This is a genomic window from Paraglaciecola chathamensis S18K6, assembly GCA_000314955.1.
Classification (GTDB): Bacteria; Pseudomonadota; Gammaproteobacteria; order Enterobacterales; family Alteromonadaceae; genus Paraglaciecola; species Paraglaciecola chathamensis.
On sequence record BAEM01000040.1, the window covers coordinates 52,415 to 70,198 of the forward strand.

General features: G+C 46.3%; 16 protein-coding genes. 12 read left to right on the forward strand and 4 right to left on the reverse strand.

Going from position 1 to position 17,784, the window contains the following annotated elements; translation table 11 throughout:
• Positions 1–16 precede the first annotated feature (16 nt).
• From GCHA_RS14645 to GCHA_RS14660, 4 genes are read right to left on the reverse strand one after another with little or no spacing between them, the layout of a single operon-like run.
• Positions 17–751 (reverse strand): FadR/GntR family transcriptional regulator, encoded by a 735-nt coding sequence (locus GCHA_RS14645; protein WP_013752972.1) that lies wholly within the window; start codon positions 749–751, stop codon positions 17–19.
• 26 nt (positions 752–777) lie between these two features.
• A complete protein-coding gene (locus tag GCHA_RS14650; RefSeq protein WP_318248989.1) occupies positions 778–1,734 on the reverse strand; it encodes an SMP-30/gluconolactonase/LRE family protein in 957 nt (318 codons plus the stop codon).
• A gap of 16 nt (positions 1,735–1,750) precedes the next feature.
• On the reverse strand, positions 1,751–2,707 hold the full coding sequence (locus GCHA_RS14655; protein WP_007989540.1) for a 2-dehydro-3-deoxygalactonokinase: 957 nt from the start codon (positions 2,705–2,707) through the stop codon (positions 1,751–1,753).
• Positions 2,707–3,474: an SDR family NAD(P)-dependent oxidoreductase gene (locus GCHA_RS14660; RefSeq protein ID WP_007989541.1), complete on the reverse strand. Its 768-nt coding sequence runs from the start codon at positions 3,472–3,474 to the stop codon at positions 2,707–2,709. Before GCHA_RS14660 ends, GCHA_RS14655 begins: the two co-directional genes overlap by 1 nt.
• Positions 3,475–3,942: 468 nt before the next feature.
• Between GCHA_RS14660 and mraZ the strand changes: the two genes are divergently transcribed.
• Genes mraZ through GCHA_RS14720 form a run of 12 tightly spaced genes read left to right on the forward strand, consistent with a single transcriptional unit; the run spans position 3,943 to position 17,781 of the window.
• Positions 3,943–4,401, forward strand: a complete 459-nt coding sequence (mraZ, locus tag GCHA_RS14665) for a division/cell wall cluster transcriptional repressor MraZ (protein ID WP_007989543.1) — start codon at positions 3,943–3,945, stop codon at positions 4,399–4,401.
• Positions 4,401–5,336 carry a 16S rRNA (cytosine(1402)-N(4))-methyltransferase RsmH gene (gene rsmH, locus GCHA_RS14670; protein WP_007989545.1) on the forward strand — a complete coding sequence of 312 codons (936 nt, stop codon included), beginning with the start codon at positions 4,401–4,403 and terminating at the stop codon, positions 5,334–5,336. The genes mraZ and rsmH overlap by 1 nt, the downstream gene beginning before the upstream one ends.
• On the forward strand, positions 5,333–5,653 hold the full coding sequence (gene ftsL, locus GCHA_RS14675) for a cell division protein FtsL (RefSeq protein ID WP_007989547.1): 321 nt from the start codon (positions 5,333–5,335) through the stop codon (positions 5,651–5,653). The genes rsmH and ftsL overlap by 4 nt, the downstream gene beginning before the upstream one ends.
• A complete protein-coding gene (locus tag GCHA_RS14680) occupies positions 5,650–7,407 on the forward strand; it encodes a peptidoglycan glycosyltransferase FtsI (protein ID WP_007989549.1) in 1,758 nt (585 codons plus the stop codon). The genes ftsL and GCHA_RS14680 overlap by 4 nt, the downstream gene beginning before the upstream one ends.
• Entirely contained in the window at positions 7,397–8,944 is a 1,548-nt protein-coding gene (locus tag GCHA_RS14685; RefSeq protein WP_007989551.1) for a UDP-N-acetylmuramoyl-L-alanyl-D-glutamate--2,6-diaminopimelate ligase, read from the forward strand. The genes GCHA_RS14680 and GCHA_RS14685 overlap by 11 nt, the downstream gene beginning before the upstream one ends.
• The gene (locus GCHA_RS14690; protein WP_007989553.1) at positions 8,941–10,356 is read left to right on the forward strand and encodes a UDP-N-acetylmuramoyl-tripeptide--D-alanyl-D-alanine ligase; all 1,416 of its coding nucleotides are present in this window, start codon (positions 8,941–8,943) and stop codon (positions 10,354–10,356) included. The genes GCHA_RS14685 and GCHA_RS14690 overlap by 4 nt, the downstream gene beginning before the upstream one ends.
• Complete coding sequence (gene mraY, locus GCHA_RS14695) at positions 10,350–11,432, forward strand: phospho-N-acetylmuramoyl-pentapeptide-transferase (RefSeq protein WP_007989556.1); 1,083 nt, start codon at positions 10,350–10,352, stop codon at positions 11,430–11,432. The genes GCHA_RS14690 and mraY overlap by 7 nt, the downstream gene beginning before the upstream one ends.
• Positions 11,433–11,447: 15 nt before the next feature.
• Positions 11,448–12,773, forward strand: coding sequence for a UDP-N-acetylmuramoyl-L-alanine--D-glutamate ligase (murD, locus tag GCHA_RS14700; protein ID WP_007989558.1), 1,326 nt, complete (start codon positions 11,448–11,450; stop codon positions 12,771–12,773).
• Positions 12,770–14,212: a cell division protein FtsW gene (gene ftsW / locus GCHA_RS14705; RefSeq protein WP_007989560.1), complete on the forward strand. Its 1,443-nt coding sequence runs from the start codon at positions 12,770–12,772 to the stop codon at positions 14,210–14,212. The genes murD and ftsW overlap by 4 nt, the downstream gene beginning before the upstream one ends.
• Positions 14,205–15,353, forward strand: coding sequence for an undecaprenyldiphospho-muramoylpentapeptide beta-N-acetylglucosaminyltransferase (gene murG, locus GCHA_RS14710; RefSeq protein ID WP_007989561.1), 1,149 nt, complete (start codon positions 14,205–14,207; stop codon positions 15,351–15,353). The genes ftsW and murG overlap by 8 nt, the downstream gene beginning before the upstream one ends.
• Positions 15,350–16,804 (forward strand): UDP-N-acetylmuramate--L-alanine ligase, encoded by a 1,455-nt coding sequence (murC, locus tag GCHA_RS14715; protein ID WP_007989563.1) that lies wholly within the window; start codon positions 15,350–15,352, stop codon positions 16,802–16,804. Before murG ends, murC begins: the two co-directional genes overlap by 4 nt.
• A complete protein-coding gene (locus tag GCHA_RS14720) occupies positions 16,801–17,781 on the forward strand; it encodes a D-alanine--D-alanine ligase (RefSeq protein WP_007989565.1) in 981 nt (326 codons plus the stop codon). The genes murC and GCHA_RS14720 overlap by 4 nt, the downstream gene beginning before the upstream one ends.
• Positions 17,782–17,784 lie beyond the last annotated feature (3 nt).

A 17,784-nucleotide genomic window follows, 5' to 3' on the forward strand; every position in this document is an offset into this window, starting at 1 on the left:
CGGTCCTTTTACAGGTTTAACTTTGTTGAGATTTTCTACTTTTTTCTTCATCTAATGCTTTATTTAGCAAGGTCTTTGCTTCTAAAAGCAGGCTGCGCATTTGATTTTCAGCCGCTTGATGATCCCCTGCTAAAATGTAATCTAAGATCTCTTGATGATCTTCTACGCTTGCCCGGTCTACACCTTTGTGACGATTGGTGATCCTTATACTAAAGCGCAGTGCTACCTCTATGGTATGGCGCATATTCCAGAAAAATCGATTACCGCTGGCCTCTAAAATTCCTACATGAAAGGCAATATCTGCATCTAAATGGTCATCTTCACCGCGAGCGGCTGCTTCCATTCGCTCGATTGCAGCGATTAAATTCTGACGGTTTTCATCGGTTAAATTCGATGCTGCCAAGCCTGCGGCTGCCGGCTCTATGGCTAATCGCATATCGGCAAATTCCGAAATAATCGGTAATGAGCCTTTGCGATCTAATAACCAATTTAAAATGTCTGGATCAGACAAATTCCAATGGGACTCAGGTAATACAATCGTGCCTCGTCTAGGGCGTGCATCTAGCATACCCTTGGCTGTCAGCATTTTTACTGCTTCACGCAGCACAGTGCGGCTCGCGTCAAACGATTCGCAAAGGGCTGCTTCTGCCATTAAAGGTTCCCCCTGAGGGTATTCGCCTAATGCGATTGCTTTGCCCAAAGACTGAACGATGTGCCGAGTGAAATTACCGCTAAACATTCTACTTGCCATGTTGTTTTCCGCGTTTCATTGTTATTTTAATTCTTCAAGCTGACAGATACCGTTTCTACAGCAGCGTGTTGTTGCCTTGTAGGAACGGTACATATTGGCTCCGCTATTCCTTGATATGGTGTGCGATAAACAAATACCGCCCCATTGTTGTTATATTTTTTATCCTCACCGCGGGACAATCCGTCTCGCGCAGATGTAATGATTAGGTGATTGAGGTTCGGACCACCGAAGCTTACGCATGATGGCTGTAGGCAATCAATGGGCAGGGTGAAATCTAATTGTCCTGTTGGGGAGTATCGTTTTACACTGGCGCTTCCCCACTGAGCATTCCAAAGGTAGCCTTGGTTGTCAATGCATGAGCCATCGGGAAAGGCATTGCCGCTTGTTTCAAAAAAGATTTCTTGTCTACTAGAGGTATCACTAGGTTGAGAAAATTCGCTGCGCCACACTGCCTGTTTGGGTGAGTCGGCAAAGTACATGGTTTGACCATCTGAGCTGAACGACAATCCATTGGCAATAATGACGTCGTCAAAAATAGGCTTTGCTTGTCCATTTTCGGTTAAGCGATATAACTTAGCCCGTTTGCCTTTGGCTAATTGGTTGGCATCCACCTTGTCATCTTCGATCATGGAGCCAGCCCAAAAACGCCCTTGACGATCAACTTTGCCGTCATTCATACGCGTGTAAGGTAAATCCGCTTCAACCTTAGTTAACCACTGAATCTGTTGCTCAATAGGGTTAAAGAAAGCAAAACCTGATTCAAAAGCGACAATAAACCAATCGGGCTCTGGGGTTAACCCAAAAGAACATAGTCGTTCAGGGCATGGGTATTGAGTGATGTGGTCATCGAAGTCCCAGCGATAGAATTGCTTACCTAATATGTCTGTCCAAAAAGCGCATTGCTGCCTAGCGTCCCACACAACACCTTCACCTAGCTCGTTTTCGACCGGTAAACAGGTATGTAGCTGGATTTTTTTTGGCATACTTAAATGACTCATTCTAAATTTGCTCATTGGGCACATCAGCGGCCAGATCACGCCAATTGGCTGAGGCCAGCGTTTGTAAGCCAAGTAACGTCGCATCTTCACTGCTAAAATGCTCTGTGCTGATCCCCATGTATTCGAGCGCTTCTACATACAAGCCACAGATATGGTCTGAGCCAATAACGGCCACATGAGAGAAAATATCAAAATCTTGCATTGCTGCTTTTACGTCTGAGCCAATAAGTAAGCCTGATAAATAGCCAGCGGCTTCAGCATTGGTGCGTTTATCAAGGATTTGATATGCCCGGGTAGCGAACAGCGTATGCAGTAAATTACTTGATTGATGCATACCCACGCGCAGGCCGCTAGTGAAACTACTTTTGCACCAGCTCGGCACAGACGCTGGACTGAGTAATACACTATGCTGACTTAATACCTCATACAGCTCTCCAACTGGGCTGGTCACGAAAGAGGTAATGTCATCTTTCTCACACTGGGCCCACTTCGTATGTGTGCCGGGAAGGCAAATTAATCGTTTCTCTTCAGCTTTTGGCAGTTGTGACAGAAAACCGAATACTTGGGTTTCTTCACCACGCATAATATCGGGTAAATGGTGCCGGTTTTGACAAGAAACTCCCGGTAATATCGTGATGTTCAGGCCGCGCGCTGAAAAGTTTTTACTTAGCGCCAATAAATTATTTTTATCAGTGGGACAGGGGACATAGTTGGTTTGTTGCCATCCCGTGTCTGAGCCCACTGCACCAATCAAAAAAACGGAAACATTGCCATATTGCTCAATCCAAGGCTGGCACAGTTCAAAAAAACGCGCCTCAGGGTTATTAATATATTTAATGCCCATGCCCTTGGTGCGGGCCAAAACGGTTAATGCTTGCTGGTGAAAGCGACATAGGTAAAGGCGGCACACACTTGTGCCCCAATCACCCAAAATAATGATATCTGATTGAGAATTCATTAAGTTCGACCTGCATCAATAACAAATTGTTGACCAGTAATCATTGCACTGTCCTCTGCGGCTAGAAATAACGCCATGTTCGCCACATGTATTGGCTCAAGGCTGCCACGTAAGGCCACAGATTTTTGCCATTCTTTATCTGCTTCAGGTGTCAGCCAAAGCGCCAGTTGGCGATCAGTGGCGACCCAGCCAGGCAAAATAGTGTTTACCCGAATACCATATTCGCCGTATTGGTTGGCGAGGGATTTACTCAAGCCGTTTAAAGCAGACTTGGCGGCAACATAGCCCGGCATTTGTTTTGGCCCTATTAATACATTAATAGAGCTCATGTTAATGATATTGCCGTTACGCTTATCGCGCATTAGACGAATTGCGCTCTGGCAGGCAAAAAATGTAGAGTCGAGATTAACGGCCATGCAATCACGCCAACCTTGTTGATCGATATCAAGCGGAGAGTGACGTGTGTCATTTGCGACATTGTTAATCAGTACGTCTAACCGTCCGTGGCTTTGCCCGATAGAGCTGATAAATGATTGCAGCTCTTCTATGTGGGTGGTGTCGAGGGCTTTAAAATCAGGGGCTTTACCCAATTCATCATGCAGTTTGCTACACAGTGCATGAGCCGCCTCCTCTTGTATGTCAATAAACAGTACTTCAGCATGTTGACGCATAAACGCTTCTACCATCACCGCACCGATACCAGTTGCACCGCCGGTGATTAGAATGACTTTGCCTTTGAGGCTAGGGTAAGTTGCGTAATTGGGCATAACTAACTCATTGATATTGATTGGACTGTCATTATAAGCAAACTCGTGATTCAATCACTAATGCGACACAGCTTCTCATGTACATATATATTATAATATTATTTATTTTCAAATTTAACTCATTTTATTTACATATTTAACCGCTTTTCCTCAGTGTGCATTTTATAAGCTGCTTAAAAATCCTCCGTTTTTCCTGCCTTAGCGGCCAGTGAGTGACATTTATTTGCCCCATGTGATGCCAAAATGCGTCACATTTTAGAATTCTCTCCACATATCAGCCACTTCAGTCTATGCCTTGATTTCTCTGGCTTAGGGCAATCTTAAATTGCCTGTTTTATCCCTTGACATGATAGACAAGAGATACCTAAACTGTGCATTGTGGGTAAAAGTGGCAAAAAGTGGATCAAAACGGTCAGTTTTTGCCAAGAATGATGAAGATTTAGTAACAAATAACATAAGGCTTGGACAATGTTCCGCGGTGCGAATGCAATTAATCTAGATGTAAAAGGGCGTGTAACGATACCCACGAAGTATCGTCAGTCTTTGCTGGATGATTGTCAGGGGCAACTGGTGTGTACGATTGATACCCAGCAGCCTTGTTTGTTGCTTTACCCACTGGCTGAATGGGAAGAAATCGAGCTTAAACTGTCACGCTTGTCGAGTATGAACCCTCACGAACGCAGATTACAGCGTTTGTTGCTCGGTTATGCGACCGAAGGCGAGATGGATAAAAACGGTCGTTTCTTACTGACTGCGCCATTGCGTGAGCATGCCCATTTGGATAAACAAATTATGTTGGTTGGCCAGTTGAACAAATTCGAAATTTGGGATCACAGTGTTTGGCAACAACAAATACAACAAGATGTTGCGACTGAGCAAGAAGCAGCCTTTGAATTAACTGAGCGCTTGCAGGACTTCTCACTCTAATGACTACGCAAACATCACACTTATCTGTACTTCTGCAAGAATCTCTTGATGGCTTAAGCATCAAGCCTGATGGTGTCTACCTAGATGCCACATTTGGCAGAGGCGGACATAGTAAGCAAATATTGACTCAATTGTCAGACAAGGGGCGTTTAATCGCACTCGATCGCGACCCTTCTGCTATTGAATCGGCGAAAGCGCTTGCTAACGACCCACGTTTTAGTATTCATCATTGTAATTTTTCTGAGATGGAAGACGTACTCACCTCCCTTGAATTGCATGGAAAAGTCGATGGCATTCTGATGGACTTAGGGGTGTCATCACCTCAGCTAGATGAACCAGAGCGCGGCTTTAGCTTCATGCGCGAAGGGCCATTGGATATGCGTATGAACCCAACGAAAGGGCAAAGTGCGGCTCAGTGGTTAGCCCATGCAGAAGAGCAAGACATTGCTCAGGTCATCAAAGAGTTCGGTGAAGAGAAATTTGGTAAGCGTATCGCCCACGGCATCGTAAATGCGCGCCAACAAGCGCCGATTACCACAACCGCTCAGCTAGCTGAAATTATTGACATTGCAGTACCGGTTAAAGACAAATTTAAGCACCCAGCCACGCGCAGTTTCCAAGGGATCCGCATTTATATCAATAGTGAGTTAGATGAGATCCGCACAGGGTTAAAATCCGCGTTGAATAGTTTGAATTCAGGCGGGCGTTTGTCTGTGATCAGTTTTCACTCACTGGAAGACAGACTAGTTAAACGCTTTATTCGCGAACAAAGTCGTGGTTTGCAAGTGCCTCATGGCCTACCCATTATGCAATCCGAAATTGATTCTCATAAAGCCTTAAAAGCGATCGGCAAAGCAATTAAGCCATCACCTGAAGAACTATCGCGCAACGTACGTGCCCGTAGCTCTGTACTTAGGGTGGCCGAAAAACTATGAGTACCCAAGAGACTAACTTCAAACTTGTCGGTTTTTTACTTGCCGACCTAGCCCGCCATCCCGTGCGGGTTTTGTTGTTTTTGTCACTGTTGGTTAGTGCTGGTGCGGTGATCCTAAGTGCGCACCATAATCGTCAAGCGTCAATCGCCCTTGAGCGCCTGATGCAAAAGAAAGATTTACTCGATGTGCAGTGGCGTAATCTGATCTTAGAACAAAGCGCGTTGACTGAGCACAATCGAATTGAAAACCTCGTATCTAAGCAATTGGATATGCGTCGCCCCCAAGCTGAAGAAGAAGTGGTGGTGAGAATAAAATGAGCCGAGTCAGCAACAAAAAACGCAACCAACAAGCGAAACAAAATGTCGCGCCTACTGCTTTGCAGTGGCGTTACTTGCTTGTGATCTGCGTGATTATGTTGGTGTTTGTTGGGTTATCAGCTCGGGCGGTTTATATTCAGGTAATCGACCCTGACTTGCTGATACAACAAGGGGATAACCGCACGTTACGCACGCAAAATATGCCAGTGCATCGAGGGCTTATCACCGACAGAAATGGCCAAAACCTTGCGGTCAGTGTTCCCGTTCGAGCTATCTGGGCAGACCCTAAAACCATAGTGGATAATGGCTCATTGAATGACAAACGTCGCTGGCAAGCGCTTGCTGATGTATTGGGCCAAGACTACGACAAATTGGTTTCTCGGGTGAAAAACCCGAAAAAACGTTTTGTGTATATTCAGCGTCAGGTTTCACCTGCGATGGCTGATTACGTGGACCAGTTGTCCATTAACGGCGTATACCTGCGTGACGAATCTCGTCGGTATTATCCTACAGGCGAAGTATCAGCCCAACTTATCGGGTTTACCAACGTTGACGATCAGGGCATTGAAGGAATTGAAAAACTATACAACCAGTGGCTGAAAGGCTCGCCTGGCAGCCGTAAAATTCGCCGCGATGCCAAGGGCCGCCAAGTTGAAATTCTAGAGCAAGAGGCAGGTGAGGAGCCGCGCGATATTCAGCTTACCATCGACCAGCGCATTCAGGCGTTTGCTTATAAAGAACTGAAAAAAGCGGTGCAATATTACAAAGCCACATCCGCTTCAGCCGTGGTTGTCGATGTGCAAACTGGCGAGATATTGGCCATGGTCAACAACCCGTCTTATAACCCAAATAATCGCAGCGGCGTGTCGGGACATCGAATTCGTAATCGCGCTATTACTGATGCGTTTGAACCTGGCTCTTCAATTAAGCCTATCGCAGTATTAAGCGCATTAGAGTTTGGTTCAGTTGAGATGGACAGCGTTATCGACACTTCACCCGGCTGGATGCGCGTCGGTGGCAGTATGGTGCGAGACTCGCGCAATTATGGTGAGTTAGATTTAACCGGAATTATTCGTAAATCGAGCAATATGGGCACTTCAAAACTGGCCTTGTCGGTTCCAAAACAGTTCCTCATTGATCAGTATTACAATATGGGGTTGATGAGTGATACCGGCTCGAACCTTATTGGTGAGAGTAGTGGCATTTTTCATGATCGCAGCCGCTGGTCAGAGTTTGAATTATCAACATTATCATTTGGTTATGGCTTATCTGTTACCACGGCGCAACTGGCTAGAATGTACAGCACGCTGGGCAGTGGCGGAATTAAGCGTCCATTAAGCATTATTAAAAGCGAGCAGAAAGCGCCAGAAGAGCGAGTACTGAGCGAAGATATCGCCCATGAAGTGCTGACTATGATGGAAAGCGTGGTCAATGAAGGTGGCTCAGGCACTAAAGCCCGCGTTCCCGGCTATCGAGTAGCGGGTAAAACAGGTACCAGCCGTAAAGCTGTGGCGGGTGGTTACGGCGAAGAGTACGTGAGTATTTTTGCCGGTGTGGCACCGGTTTCAGATCCGCAGCTAGCCGTGGTAGTACTTATCAATGAGCCTAGAGGTGATTTGTATTACGCGGGCGATACAGCGGCTCCTGTGTTCTCAAAAATTATGTCCAATAGTTTGCAAATGTTAAACGTTCCCCCTGACGATAAATCAGTGTCTTCTCTGGCTGCAATTAGGGGAGATTCAAATGCAGGCTAAGCAACACATTCAACTTAATACAACGCAAAGCATTCAGCCTTTGTTAGCGAAGTTTGGCATTGAAACCGCTGATATCATGGTTGAATCTTTGGTGCTTGATAGTCGTGAAGTCGCTATTCATAGTGCATTTATCGCGCTTAAAGGGCATGTACGTGACGGCCGCGATTTTATCCCTCAAGCGGTTAGTCTTGGGGCGAAAGTGATCATAGCGGAGTGCGATACCCAACAAGAGCACGGGCAAACGAGTATGCGCGAGCAATCCTTGATTATCAGCTTCTACAACTTATCTGCACAGTTATCAGCGCTTGCTGCCACGTTTTATCATTTCCCTGCAAGCGAAATGCAAATCATTGGAGTCACGGGCACCAATGGCAAAACATCGACTGTGCAACTGACTAGTCAACTGGCCGCTTTACTCAATAAACGTGCAGCTTCAATCGGAACATTAGGCTCAGGCGTTATAAGTTGCACAGGAGAATGTGCATCTTTCGGTGAAACCATCAATACCACACCTGATGCTATCACTATGCACAAATTGATGGCGCAATTTGCACAAGATAATGTCAAGCAAGTTGCCTTAGAAGTGTCATCACACGCATTAGTACAAAAACGCGTCGCGGCGCTTAAAGTGGACGTGGCAGTGCTCACAAATCTTACCCGCGACCATTTAGATTATCACGGTACGATGCAGGCTTACGCGCAAGCGAAGCGTGAGATTTTAACTCAACCTGAACTTAAATTTGCTGTTCTAAATGGTAATGAAATTGAAAGCAAACAATGGCTAGCACAGTTACCGAATACAGTAACGCCTGTCGTTTACGGGATTGACGATGAAAGTTTGCTTTTGGGCAATGCGCAGAAAGTGTGCCTAGCAAAAGAGGTTGAATACAGCAGTCAGGGCTGTCGTTTTACCTTGGTGTCGTCATGGGGCGAATGCGAAATACAGTTAAGTTTGCTCGGGCGGTTCAATATCTTTAATGCATTAGCAGCGATAGCGTCACAGCTATGTTTAGGTCAGGCGTTAACTGATATCGCTGATGTGGCCCAGCAGCTTGTACCCGTTGCCGGACGCATGGAACGCTTTAGTGATGAAAAATCCCCCACAGTGGTGGTCGATTACGCGCATACCCCAGATGCCCTTAAACAAGCATTACTAGCGCTGCGTCAGCACAGTGAATGTCGTTTATTCGTTATTTTTGGTTGCGGCGGAGATAGAGACAAAGGCAAACGTTCGCTAATGGGTGAGGCAGCTGAAACCTGTGCTGATGTCGTAATGATTACCAATGACAACAGCCGCTCAGAAGATCCTAATGCCATTGCCAGCGATATTTTAGCGGGCTGTATTCAGCCGGAAAAAATTCAGGTAGAGCTCGATCGCAAATGCGCTATCGCTAAGGCCGTTGCTGATGCCACCCCAAAAGACATCATATTAGTGGCGGGTAAAGGTCACGAAGATTACCAAATCATTGGCAGTGAGACAGTTGCTTACAATGAACGTGAATACGTAAAACAAATGTTTGAGAGGAATATCACATGATCCCGGTGTCATTGACGTGGATAGCACAGCAAGTGCAGGGCGAGCTAATTCGCAGTGAAAAAAGCATAGCTGCTAACGCCATCATTCAAGGCGTAAGTACTGACACGCGTCAAATCAACCTGGACGATTTATTTATTGCTTTGAGTGGGCCAAATTTTGATGGGCATAAATTCATCGATACAGCGGCGCAAGGTGGCGCGGTGGCCGTAATAGTAAGTCGAAAGGTAGACACGGAGCTTGCACAGATATTGGTTAGTGACACCAAAGAGGCGCTAGGCCGCTTAGGGCAAGCGATCAAGCGAGAAGTTGCACCTAAAACGGTAGCAATCACAGGTAGCAGTGGCAAAACCACGGTTAAAGAAATGGTAGCGGCTATTTTGTCGCGCCGCGGAAAAGTCTTGGCGACCAAGGGCAACTTTAACAATGATATTGGCGTGCCTCTTACCTTGCTACGTTTAGAAGCTGATCACGAGTTTGCTGTGGTTGAACTTGGCGCAAATCATCTTGGCGAAATTGCCTATACCACCGAGTTAGTAAAACCTGATGTGGCTACGATTGTAAATGCTGCCGCCGCACACTTAGAAGGGTTTGGTAGCCTGTTAGGCGTAGCTCGCGCCAAAAGTGAAATATTTAAAGGCCTAGGCAAAGATGGTTTAGCCATTTTTAATGCCGACAGTCAATTCTATGCGTTCTGGCATGGCAAGTATGAGCACCTGCGCAATCAAGCGTTCTCCACTAAGGATGAAGCAGATTATTACGCCCAAGATGTGGTTCTAGGGCTAAACGGTTGTGCCGATTTTTTGATGGTTACCCCGCTGGGAAAAGTGTCTATTTCATTGCCCTTACCTGGACTTCACAATGTCAGTAATGCCCTTGTATCTGCTGCCTTAGCTATCGAAGTAGGTGCTAACTTACAAGACGTTCAAGCTGGGCTTCAATATATGGCGCAGGTCAGCGGCCGCTTACAGGTTAAGCAGCTAAGTGGTCAGGTGAAAGTACTTGATGATACCTACAACGCCAATGTGGCGTCGGTCAATGCAGCTATCGATTTATTGGGCAGTTTTGCTGGTCGAAAAGTATTGGTGCTGGGCGACATGGCAGAGTTGGGTGAGCGAGCGCGCTTTTATCATCAACAAGTAGGTGAATACGCCAAAGAAAAGGGCATCGACGATTTATACACCTTAGGTGTGCTTAGTCAAAGTGCCAGCGATGTATATCAAAAAAGTGGTTACCATTTTAGCGACAAAGACAAACTAGTTGCGGCGCTAGCCGAGAATTTAGCAACGGAGAAACGTGATATCAGTATTTTAGTAAAGGGCTCCCGTAGTGCGCGTATGGAGTTGGTTGTTGAAGCCTTGGAGGCATCCCCCGTGGGAAAGTTTGAACGCTTTAGGGAGCTAATTGCATGCTGATGCTATTGGCCGATTGGCTACAACAGTTCGAGCCAAGTTTTCGGGTATTCTCGTATTTGACCTTGCGTGCGATTTTAAGCACGTTAACCGCGCTATTGATTGCGGTACTGATTGGCCCCCGTATGATCCGTTGGTTGCAAACCATGCAGATTGGCCAAACCGTGCGTGATGATGGCCCGCAATCTCATCTTGCAAAGTCAGGTACACCCACCATGGGTGGCCTCCTTATTTTGGCTGCCATTGTGATCAGTGTGTTGCTATGGGCGGATCTAACCAACCGTTACGTTTGGGTCACATTAAGCGTGGTTGTGGGGTACGGCATTATTGGTTTTATTGATGACTATCGTAAGGTGGTGCGCAAAGATCCCAAAGGATTGATTGCCCGCTGGAAATACTTTTGGCAATCAGTTATTGCCATTGGTGTCGCTTTATATTTATACGCGAGCCAGCAAGACCCTGCCGAAACGGCTTTATTGGTGCCATTTTTCAAAGATGTGATGCCTCAAATGGGGCTGCTATTTATTCTTATGACGTACTTCGTCATTGTCGGTACTAGCAATGCGGTAAACCTTACCGATGGTTTAGATGGCTTAGCGATTGTACCCACTGTCTTGGTTGCAGGTGCGTTTGCCATTTTCGCCTATACCACAGGCAACATTAACTTTTCGGCTTACCTGAATATTCCCTATTTACCCTTAACCAGTGAGTTGGTGATTGTATGCACCGCCATTGTGGGGGCAGGTTTGGGCTTCTTGTGGTTCAACACATACCCGGCAATGGTGTTTATGGGTGACGTAGGCTCATTGGCTTTAGGCGGAACGCTGGGTGTTATCGCGGTGTTAGTACGCCAAGAAATTGTATTGGTGATCATGGGCGGTGTGTTCGTGATGGAAACCTTGTCGGTTATTTTACAGGTTGGGTCATTTAAGTTACGCGGACAACGTATATTCCGTATGGCACCCATTCATCACCACTATGAATTAAAAGGCTGGCCAGAGCCTCGCGTTATTGTGCGTTTCTGGATCATTTCTATCATTTTAGTCTTGGTTGGCTTAGCCACCTTGAAGTTACGTTAAAGGTATTTGGTTTACATGGCTGCAAATCCATTAGCTAACAAAAACATCATCGTTGTCGGACTCGGTTTGACCGGTTTGTCCTGCGTGACGTTTTTGCTGGCTAAAGGTGCCAACGTAAGCGCAATGGACACACGTGCTGATCTCAATATCAGTGTGAATGTACCGGTATTTTTAGGAGAGCTTGATAGCACACGCTTGTGCAGCGCTGATATGTTGGTCGTAAGCCCTGGTTTGAGTCTACAAACAGCCGCTATTCAAGAGGCTATCGAAGCGGGAGTGCAAGTTGTTGGGGATATCGAGCTCTTCGCTATGTTCAATAACACACCTGTATTAGCGGTGACTGGTTCAAATGGTAAATCCACCGTCGCGACACTTGCCTATGAGATGTGTATAGCGGGCGGTAAAAAGGCTTTACTCGGGGGGAATATCGGTACTCCGGCTCTTGAACTTCTGGAAAAAGACGCAGACATCATTGTACTTGAGCTATCTAGTTTTCAACTTGAAAGTACCCATACGTTACGCCCTTTGGTCGCGTGCATGTTGAATCTTAGTGATGATCACTTAGACCGTCATGGCGACATGTTGAGTTATCAGCGCGCTAAGTTACGTATCTACAAAGATGCGCGTTTTAGTGTGTGCAATCGTGATGATGCGGCCACATGGCCCATGACCATTAATCCAGACGTTATGTTTGGGTTGAGTAGTAGCGAGCGAGGCTTAAGCTGGGACAAAGACACAGCTCAATTGCTACTTGACGGAAAAGCGTATCTTGATAGTCAAGCATGTATGCTAGTGGGCGAGCATAACATGCTCAACATTCAAGCAGCCACCGCGATGACGATGCTAGCAGGCATTGAGCTAGAGGCGATCAAGTCGGCTGCAATGAATTTTGCTGGTTTAGCACATCGTTGCCAAACCGTTGCTATGAGCAGCAATGTCCGCTGGATCAATGACTCAAAAGCCACCAATGTCGGTGCAACGATTGCTGCGATTGATGGACTTGCGCCTACCTGCAAAGGCAAATTGATATTAATTGCTGGGGGCGACGGGAAAGGCGCAGATTTCAGCCCATTGGAAGAACGTTTTAACCATCAAGTGAGCGAACTTATCACCTTGGGCAAAGACGGCCCTGAGCTGGCTAAATTAAAGCCAAGCAGTCATCAAGTGGTAAATTTAGAAGACGCTGTTCAATTGGCCGCAAGTCTAGCCAGTAAAGACAGTACCGTATTGCTATCGCCAGCCTGCGCTAGCTTAGATATGTTTAAAAATTACCAACAGCGAGGCGAGTTATTCGAGCAAGCAGTAAATAATCTTGTTGCTAAACAAGGTGGCCAGCGATGAATACGTCGACATTTGCTACGCCACTTCGCGCTATGTTTGCTCAGCGCCACGATGCAGCACCTGCTGTCGTGCGCCCCTACGATGTGAGTTTAATTTTACTCGCCCTATCGTTGATGGCTATTGGTTTAGTGATTGTTACTTCGGCATCCATGCCCGTAGCGTCACGTTTGTTTGATAACCCGTTTCATTTTGCTATTCGCCACGGCATTTATTTAGCTTTAGCCATAGGTGCAGCGTTAACCGTTATGCAAATTCCTATGCAGTGGTGGCGCACCAGCAATGGGTGGCTATTGCTATTAGGTCTGGTGTTACTCGTTGCGGTGTTATTAGTAGGGCGCAGTGTAAACGGCAGTACTCGCTGGTTAGCAATTGGCCCGATAACCATTCAAGCGGCTGAACCAGCCAAGCTTTTCTTCTTCTGTTACTTAGCGGGTTATTTGGTCAGGCGCTACGAAGAAGTGACTGAAAATATCAAAGGGTTTGCTAAACCGCTGGTGGTGTTCTTTGCTTTTGCATTTTTGTTATTAATGCAACCCGATTTAGGCACTGTGGTTGTGATGTTATGTACCACCATAGGTTTGCTATTTTTAGCTGGCGCTAAATTGTGGCAGTTCTTTGGTTTAGCGTTCGCTGGCGGTGCTGCCGTAACCTTTTTAATCATGTTCGAAGAATACCGCATGAAGCGGATTACGTCGTTTTTAGATCCTTGGGCTGACCCTTTTGGCAGTGGCTATCAGTTGACACAATCATTAATGGCCTACGGGCGCGGCGATCTATTTGGTCAGGGGCTAGGTAACAGTTTACAAAAACTGGAATATTTACCAGAAGCACATACCGATTTTATTATGGCTATTTTAGCGGAAGAGCTTGGTTTTGCCGGCGTGTTGACCGTGCTCGCCTTAATGCTGGGCATAGTGCTTAAAGCCATGAAAATGGGCAGTAAAGCGCTGCAGAATGAGCGCCCGTTTGATGCCTATCTTGCTTACTCCATCGGTATTTGGTTTAGCTTTCAAACCGCGGTTAATGTTGGGGCAAGCGCAGGTATTTTACCGACCAAAGGACTGACCTTTCCATTATTGAGTTACGGTGGCTCAAGTTTGATTATTATGGCCGCAGCTGTCGGATTATTGGTGCGTATCGACTTTGAAATGCGCGTTGAAGGTATTCAAGCTATTAACCGTGGTGGTAAAGCAAAACCTAATCGCGGTAAAGATAAAAGTAAAGCCAAAGCAACCAGTAGCGCGGGTAAGAAAAAAGTATCTACGGTTCTTGATGACGTGGCGTACGCCGTTGTCGATGAAGAACAAGAAATGAATACATTGATGGATGATTTTGAGCAGGATGATTCAGCCTCAAATGGGGATAATCATCAAGGCAAAACAGCCACCAAGCGCAGTAGACGCACAACGGCTGAAGAGCAGGAGGATGACAATGTCTAATCCGACTGTGATTGATTCTACCATGACGAATACTCTGCTAGTAATGGCCGGCGGCACAGGCGGTCATGTATTCCCAGGATTAGCAGTAGCACAAGCCCTTAAAGAGCAAAATTGGCATATCCATTGGTTAGGCACTGCCCAGCGGATGGAAGCTGAACTTGTGCCAAAAGCCGGCTTTGATATCAGTTTTATTGATATTGCCGGTGTACGCGGAAACGGTCTCATTCGATTGCTTGCAGCGCCATTTAAAATAATCAAAGCGGTTTTGCAAGCAAGGCGCGTGATTAAACGAGTCAAGCCTGACGTGGTGATAGGTATGGGCGGCTTTGCAAGTGGTCCAGGTGGCGTCGCTGCTTGGTTGATGGGCAAACCTCTGATATTGCATGAACAAAACGCTGCGCCAGGCATGACCAATCGGTTATTAGCTCGCATCGCGAATAGAGTACTGACCGGTTTTGCTGACACATTTGATGCCCAGCAAAAAGCAAGCGCCACTGAACAAGAGACCAAGTTAACGGATAAATATCAGTGGGTGGGCAATCCTGTGCGAGCGGGTTTTGCTGAAATTCCACCCAAGCAGGTATCTGAGACCCATGGTCCATTAAATATTCTTATTCTAGGTGGAAGCTTAGGCGCCAAAGCATTGAATGAAAATGTCCCTTTAGCGTTAGCGAAACACGATAACGTTATGGTACGCCATCAATGTGGTAAGGGGCATTTGGCCTCAGTCAATGAATTGTACAAAAGCCAATTTAGCGACAGCTCAACATGGCAAGTAACCGAATTTGTTGACGATATGCCGCAAGCTTATCAATGGGCAGATCTCGTTATTTGTCGTGCGGGTGCCTTAACCGTTGCCGAAGTAGCGGCAGCAGGTGTGGCCGCTATTTTTGTACCTTTACCTCATGCGGTGGACGATCACCAAACCAAAAATGCGCAAACGTTAGTCGAGCAAGACGCGGGCTATTTGCTTGCGCAAAATGAATTAGTCAACGGCGGACTAACCCCCTTGTTAGAAATCTGCCTTGCACAACCGAACATGTTAGTGGCTATGGGCAACAAGGCCCGTGCCTTAGCGAAATTAGATGCAGTCCAACGAGTCACTCATTGCTGCCAGTTGTTAGTGGAGAAAGCGCAATGATCGCACCCGATAAAGTTCATTACCATGTGCCAGAGATGCGCCGAATTAAGAATATTCACTTTGTGGGTATAGGCGGTGCAGGCATGGGCGGCATTGCTGAAGTGTTATTAAACGAAGGGTATCAAGTATCAGGCTCTGATCGCCAAGCCAATGGTATGACTAACCGTTTAGCGGCCTTAGGGGCGACTATTTTCTTTGGTCATCAGGCGTCAAACGTCGAACAAGCCAATGTGGTTGTGGTATCCAGTGCGATTGACCCAACCAACCCAGAAGTAAACGCAGCAAACGAAAAGCGTATTCCCGTTATTCGCAGAGCGGAGATGTTGGCTGAGTTGATGCGCTTTAGGCATGGTATCGCCATCGCTGGAACGCATGGTAAAACCACCACCACGAGTTTGATTGCGACCATCTTTGCACAAGCAGAGCTTGATCCTACGTTTGTGATCGGAGGCTTGCTCAATAGTGCTGGCACCAATGCAAGACTGGGTTCAAGTCAGTATTTAATTGCTGAAGCAGATGAAAGCGATGCATCGTTTGTGCACCTGCAGCCTATGGTATCTGTGGTAACCAATATCGAACCAGATCACATGGAAACCTACCAAGGTGATTTCGATAAGATGCAAGATACCTACATAGACTTTCTGCACAATTTACCATTTTACGGGTTAGCAGTGCTGTGCATTGACGATCCTGTCATTACCGAACTGCTACCGCGGATAAAGCGCAAATACCTGACGTACGGTTACAGTGAAAACGCAGATGTGCGCGCTACTAATGTTAAGCACGGGTTCAATCAAAGTGAATTTACCTTAATACGTAAAGATCATGACGATATACAAGTGACTGTTAACGCCCCAGGTAAGCACAACGTGCTTAACTCGCTGGCCGCAATTGCCGTTGCAACCGATGAAAATATCGCTGATTCGGCGATTAAAACAGCATTAGCTAACTTCTCTGGCATTGGTCGACGCTTTGAAATGCTAGGTGAATTTGCTACCGGTGATGGTGATGTACTGTTGGTGGATGATTACGGTCATCACCCGACTGAGGTGGAAGCGACCATAGCCGTTGCACGTAATAATTGGCCTGACAGAAGACTAGTGATGGCATACCAGCCACATCGTTATTCTCGAACCCGAGATTTATACGAAGATTTTGTCCGAGTCTTATCTCAGGTCGATGTGCTGTTATTACTTGATGTTTATTCTGCCGGTGAAGAGAAAATAGAGGGTGCAGACAGTAAGTCCTTGTGCCGCAGTATTCGTCAGCGTGGCCAGCTTGAACCAATTTATGTGGCAGACAAAAGCGAACTACCTAAATTATTGGCAGATAATTTAAACGATCAAGATATTTTGATGACCCAAGGCGCGGGAAATATCGGGCAAATCGCCAAGCAACTACAAGATATGAAATTAGCAAAAAGCACGTTACGTGAAGGATGGTCGAAGTGACATCAATCAACGCAACAAACACAAATGCAATAGACGTAGACGCAATTGAAAGCAAAGATCCAGCTGGCTTTGGAAAAGTCGCCGTTATGTTTGGCGGTCGCTCTGCTGAACGAGAGGTTTCATTACGCTCAGGTCAAGCTGTGCTCAATGCACTTGTCGGTGCGGGCGTGAACGCCCATGGTTTTGATCCTGCTGATCGTCAGTTACATGAATTAGTGGAGCAAAAGTTTGACCGCGTACTGATTATGTTACATGGCCGAGGTGGTGAAGATGGCTCTCTTCAGGGGGCCTTACAACAAATGAATATGCCTTACACCGGCACTGGTGTGCTGGGTTCAGCCTTGTGCATGGATAAAATACGCAGTAAGCAAGTTTGGCAAAGCTTGGGGTTACCTACTGCCAATTACGAAATTGCTGATAAAAGAGACTTTAATGCAGCGAACTGCGGGGATATAATGACCCGCTTAGGGGATCTGGTTATGGTTAAGCCTGCTCAAGAAGGTTCGAGCATAGGCATGGCTAAGGTTTCAAATGCGCATCAACTCGCTGCAGCAATTCAACAGGCTTTTGAGTATGACGATAAGGTTTTGTTGGAACAATTCATTCAAGGTTCAGAGTACACCGTTAGCCTATTAAATGGCATAGCGTTGCCCTCAATCAGCATGTCGACTCCACGAGATTTTTACGATTACGAGGCAAAGTATCAGTCAAATTCGACTGAGTATTTTTGCCCTAGTGGTTTATCTGATGAGCAGGAAACTGACTTAGCACAATTGGCTTTGAACGCTTTTGATGCTGTTGCGGGCTCAGGGTGGGGAAGAATTGATTTTATGCAAGACGCACAAGGTCAGTTTTATTTGCTTGAAGCCAATACAGTACCCGGCATGACAGAAAAGAGTTTGGTACCACTAGCCGCTAAGCAAGCGGGTTTGAGTTTTGCGCAGTTATCACTTGCTGTGTTAGCGACGGCAGGTTAAGCA

Bases quoted from the DNA above. Each gene is read 5' to 3' on its own strand.
- GCHA_RS14645 (WP_013752972.1), bottom strand. From the start codon at position 751: ATGGCAAGTAGAATGTTTAGCGGTAATTTCACTCGGCACATCGTTCAG.
- GCHA_RS14650 (WP_318248989.1), bottom strand. From the start codon at position 1,734: ATGCCAAAAAAAATCCAGCTACATACCTGTTTACCGGTCGAAAACGAG.
- GCHA_RS14655 (WP_007989540.1), bottom strand. From the start codon at position 2,707: ATGAATTCTCAATCAGATATCATTATTTTGGGTGATTGGGGCACAAGT.
- GCHA_RS14660 (WP_007989541.1), bottom strand. From the start codon at position 3,474: ATGCCCAATTACGCAACTTACCCTAGCCTCAAAGGCAAAGTCATTCTA.
- mraZ (WP_007989543.1), top strand. From the start codon at position 3,943: ATGTTCCGCGGTGCGAATGCAATTAATCTAGATGTAAAAGGGCGTGTA.
- rsmH (WP_007989545.1), top strand. From the start codon at position 4,401: ATGACTACGCAAACATCACACTTATCTGTACTTCTGCAAGAATCTCTT.
- ftsL (WP_007989547.1), top strand. From the start codon at position 5,333: ATGAGTACCCAAGAGACTAACTTCAAACTTGTCGGTTTTTTACTTGCC.
- GCHA_RS14680 (WP_007989549.1), top strand. From the start codon at position 5,650: ATGAGCCGAGTCAGCAACAAAAAACGCAACCAACAAGCGAAACAAAAT.
- GCHA_RS14685 (WP_007989551.1), top strand. From the start codon at position 7,397: ATGCAGGCTAAGCAACACATTCAACTTAATACAACGCAAAGCATTCAG.
- GCHA_RS14690 (WP_007989553.1), top strand. From the start codon at position 8,941: ATGATCCCGGTGTCATTGACGTGGATAGCACAGCAAGTGCAGGGCGAG.
- mraY (WP_007989556.1), top strand. From the start codon at position 10,350: ATGCTGATGCTATTGGCCGATTGGCTACAACAGTTCGAGCCAAGTTTT.
- murD (WP_007989558.1), top strand. From the start codon at position 11,448: ATGGCTGCAAATCCATTAGCTAACAAAAACATCATCGTTGTCGGACTC.
- ftsW (WP_007989560.1), top strand. From the start codon at position 12,770: ATGAATACGTCGACATTTGCTACGCCACTTCGCGCTATGTTTGCTCAG.
- murG (WP_007989561.1), top strand. From the start codon at position 14,205: ATGTCTAATCCGACTGTGATTGATTCTACCATGACGAATACTCTGCTA.
- murC (WP_007989563.1), top strand. From the start codon at position 15,350: ATGATCGCACCCGATAAAGTTCATTACCATGTGCCAGAGATGCGCCGA.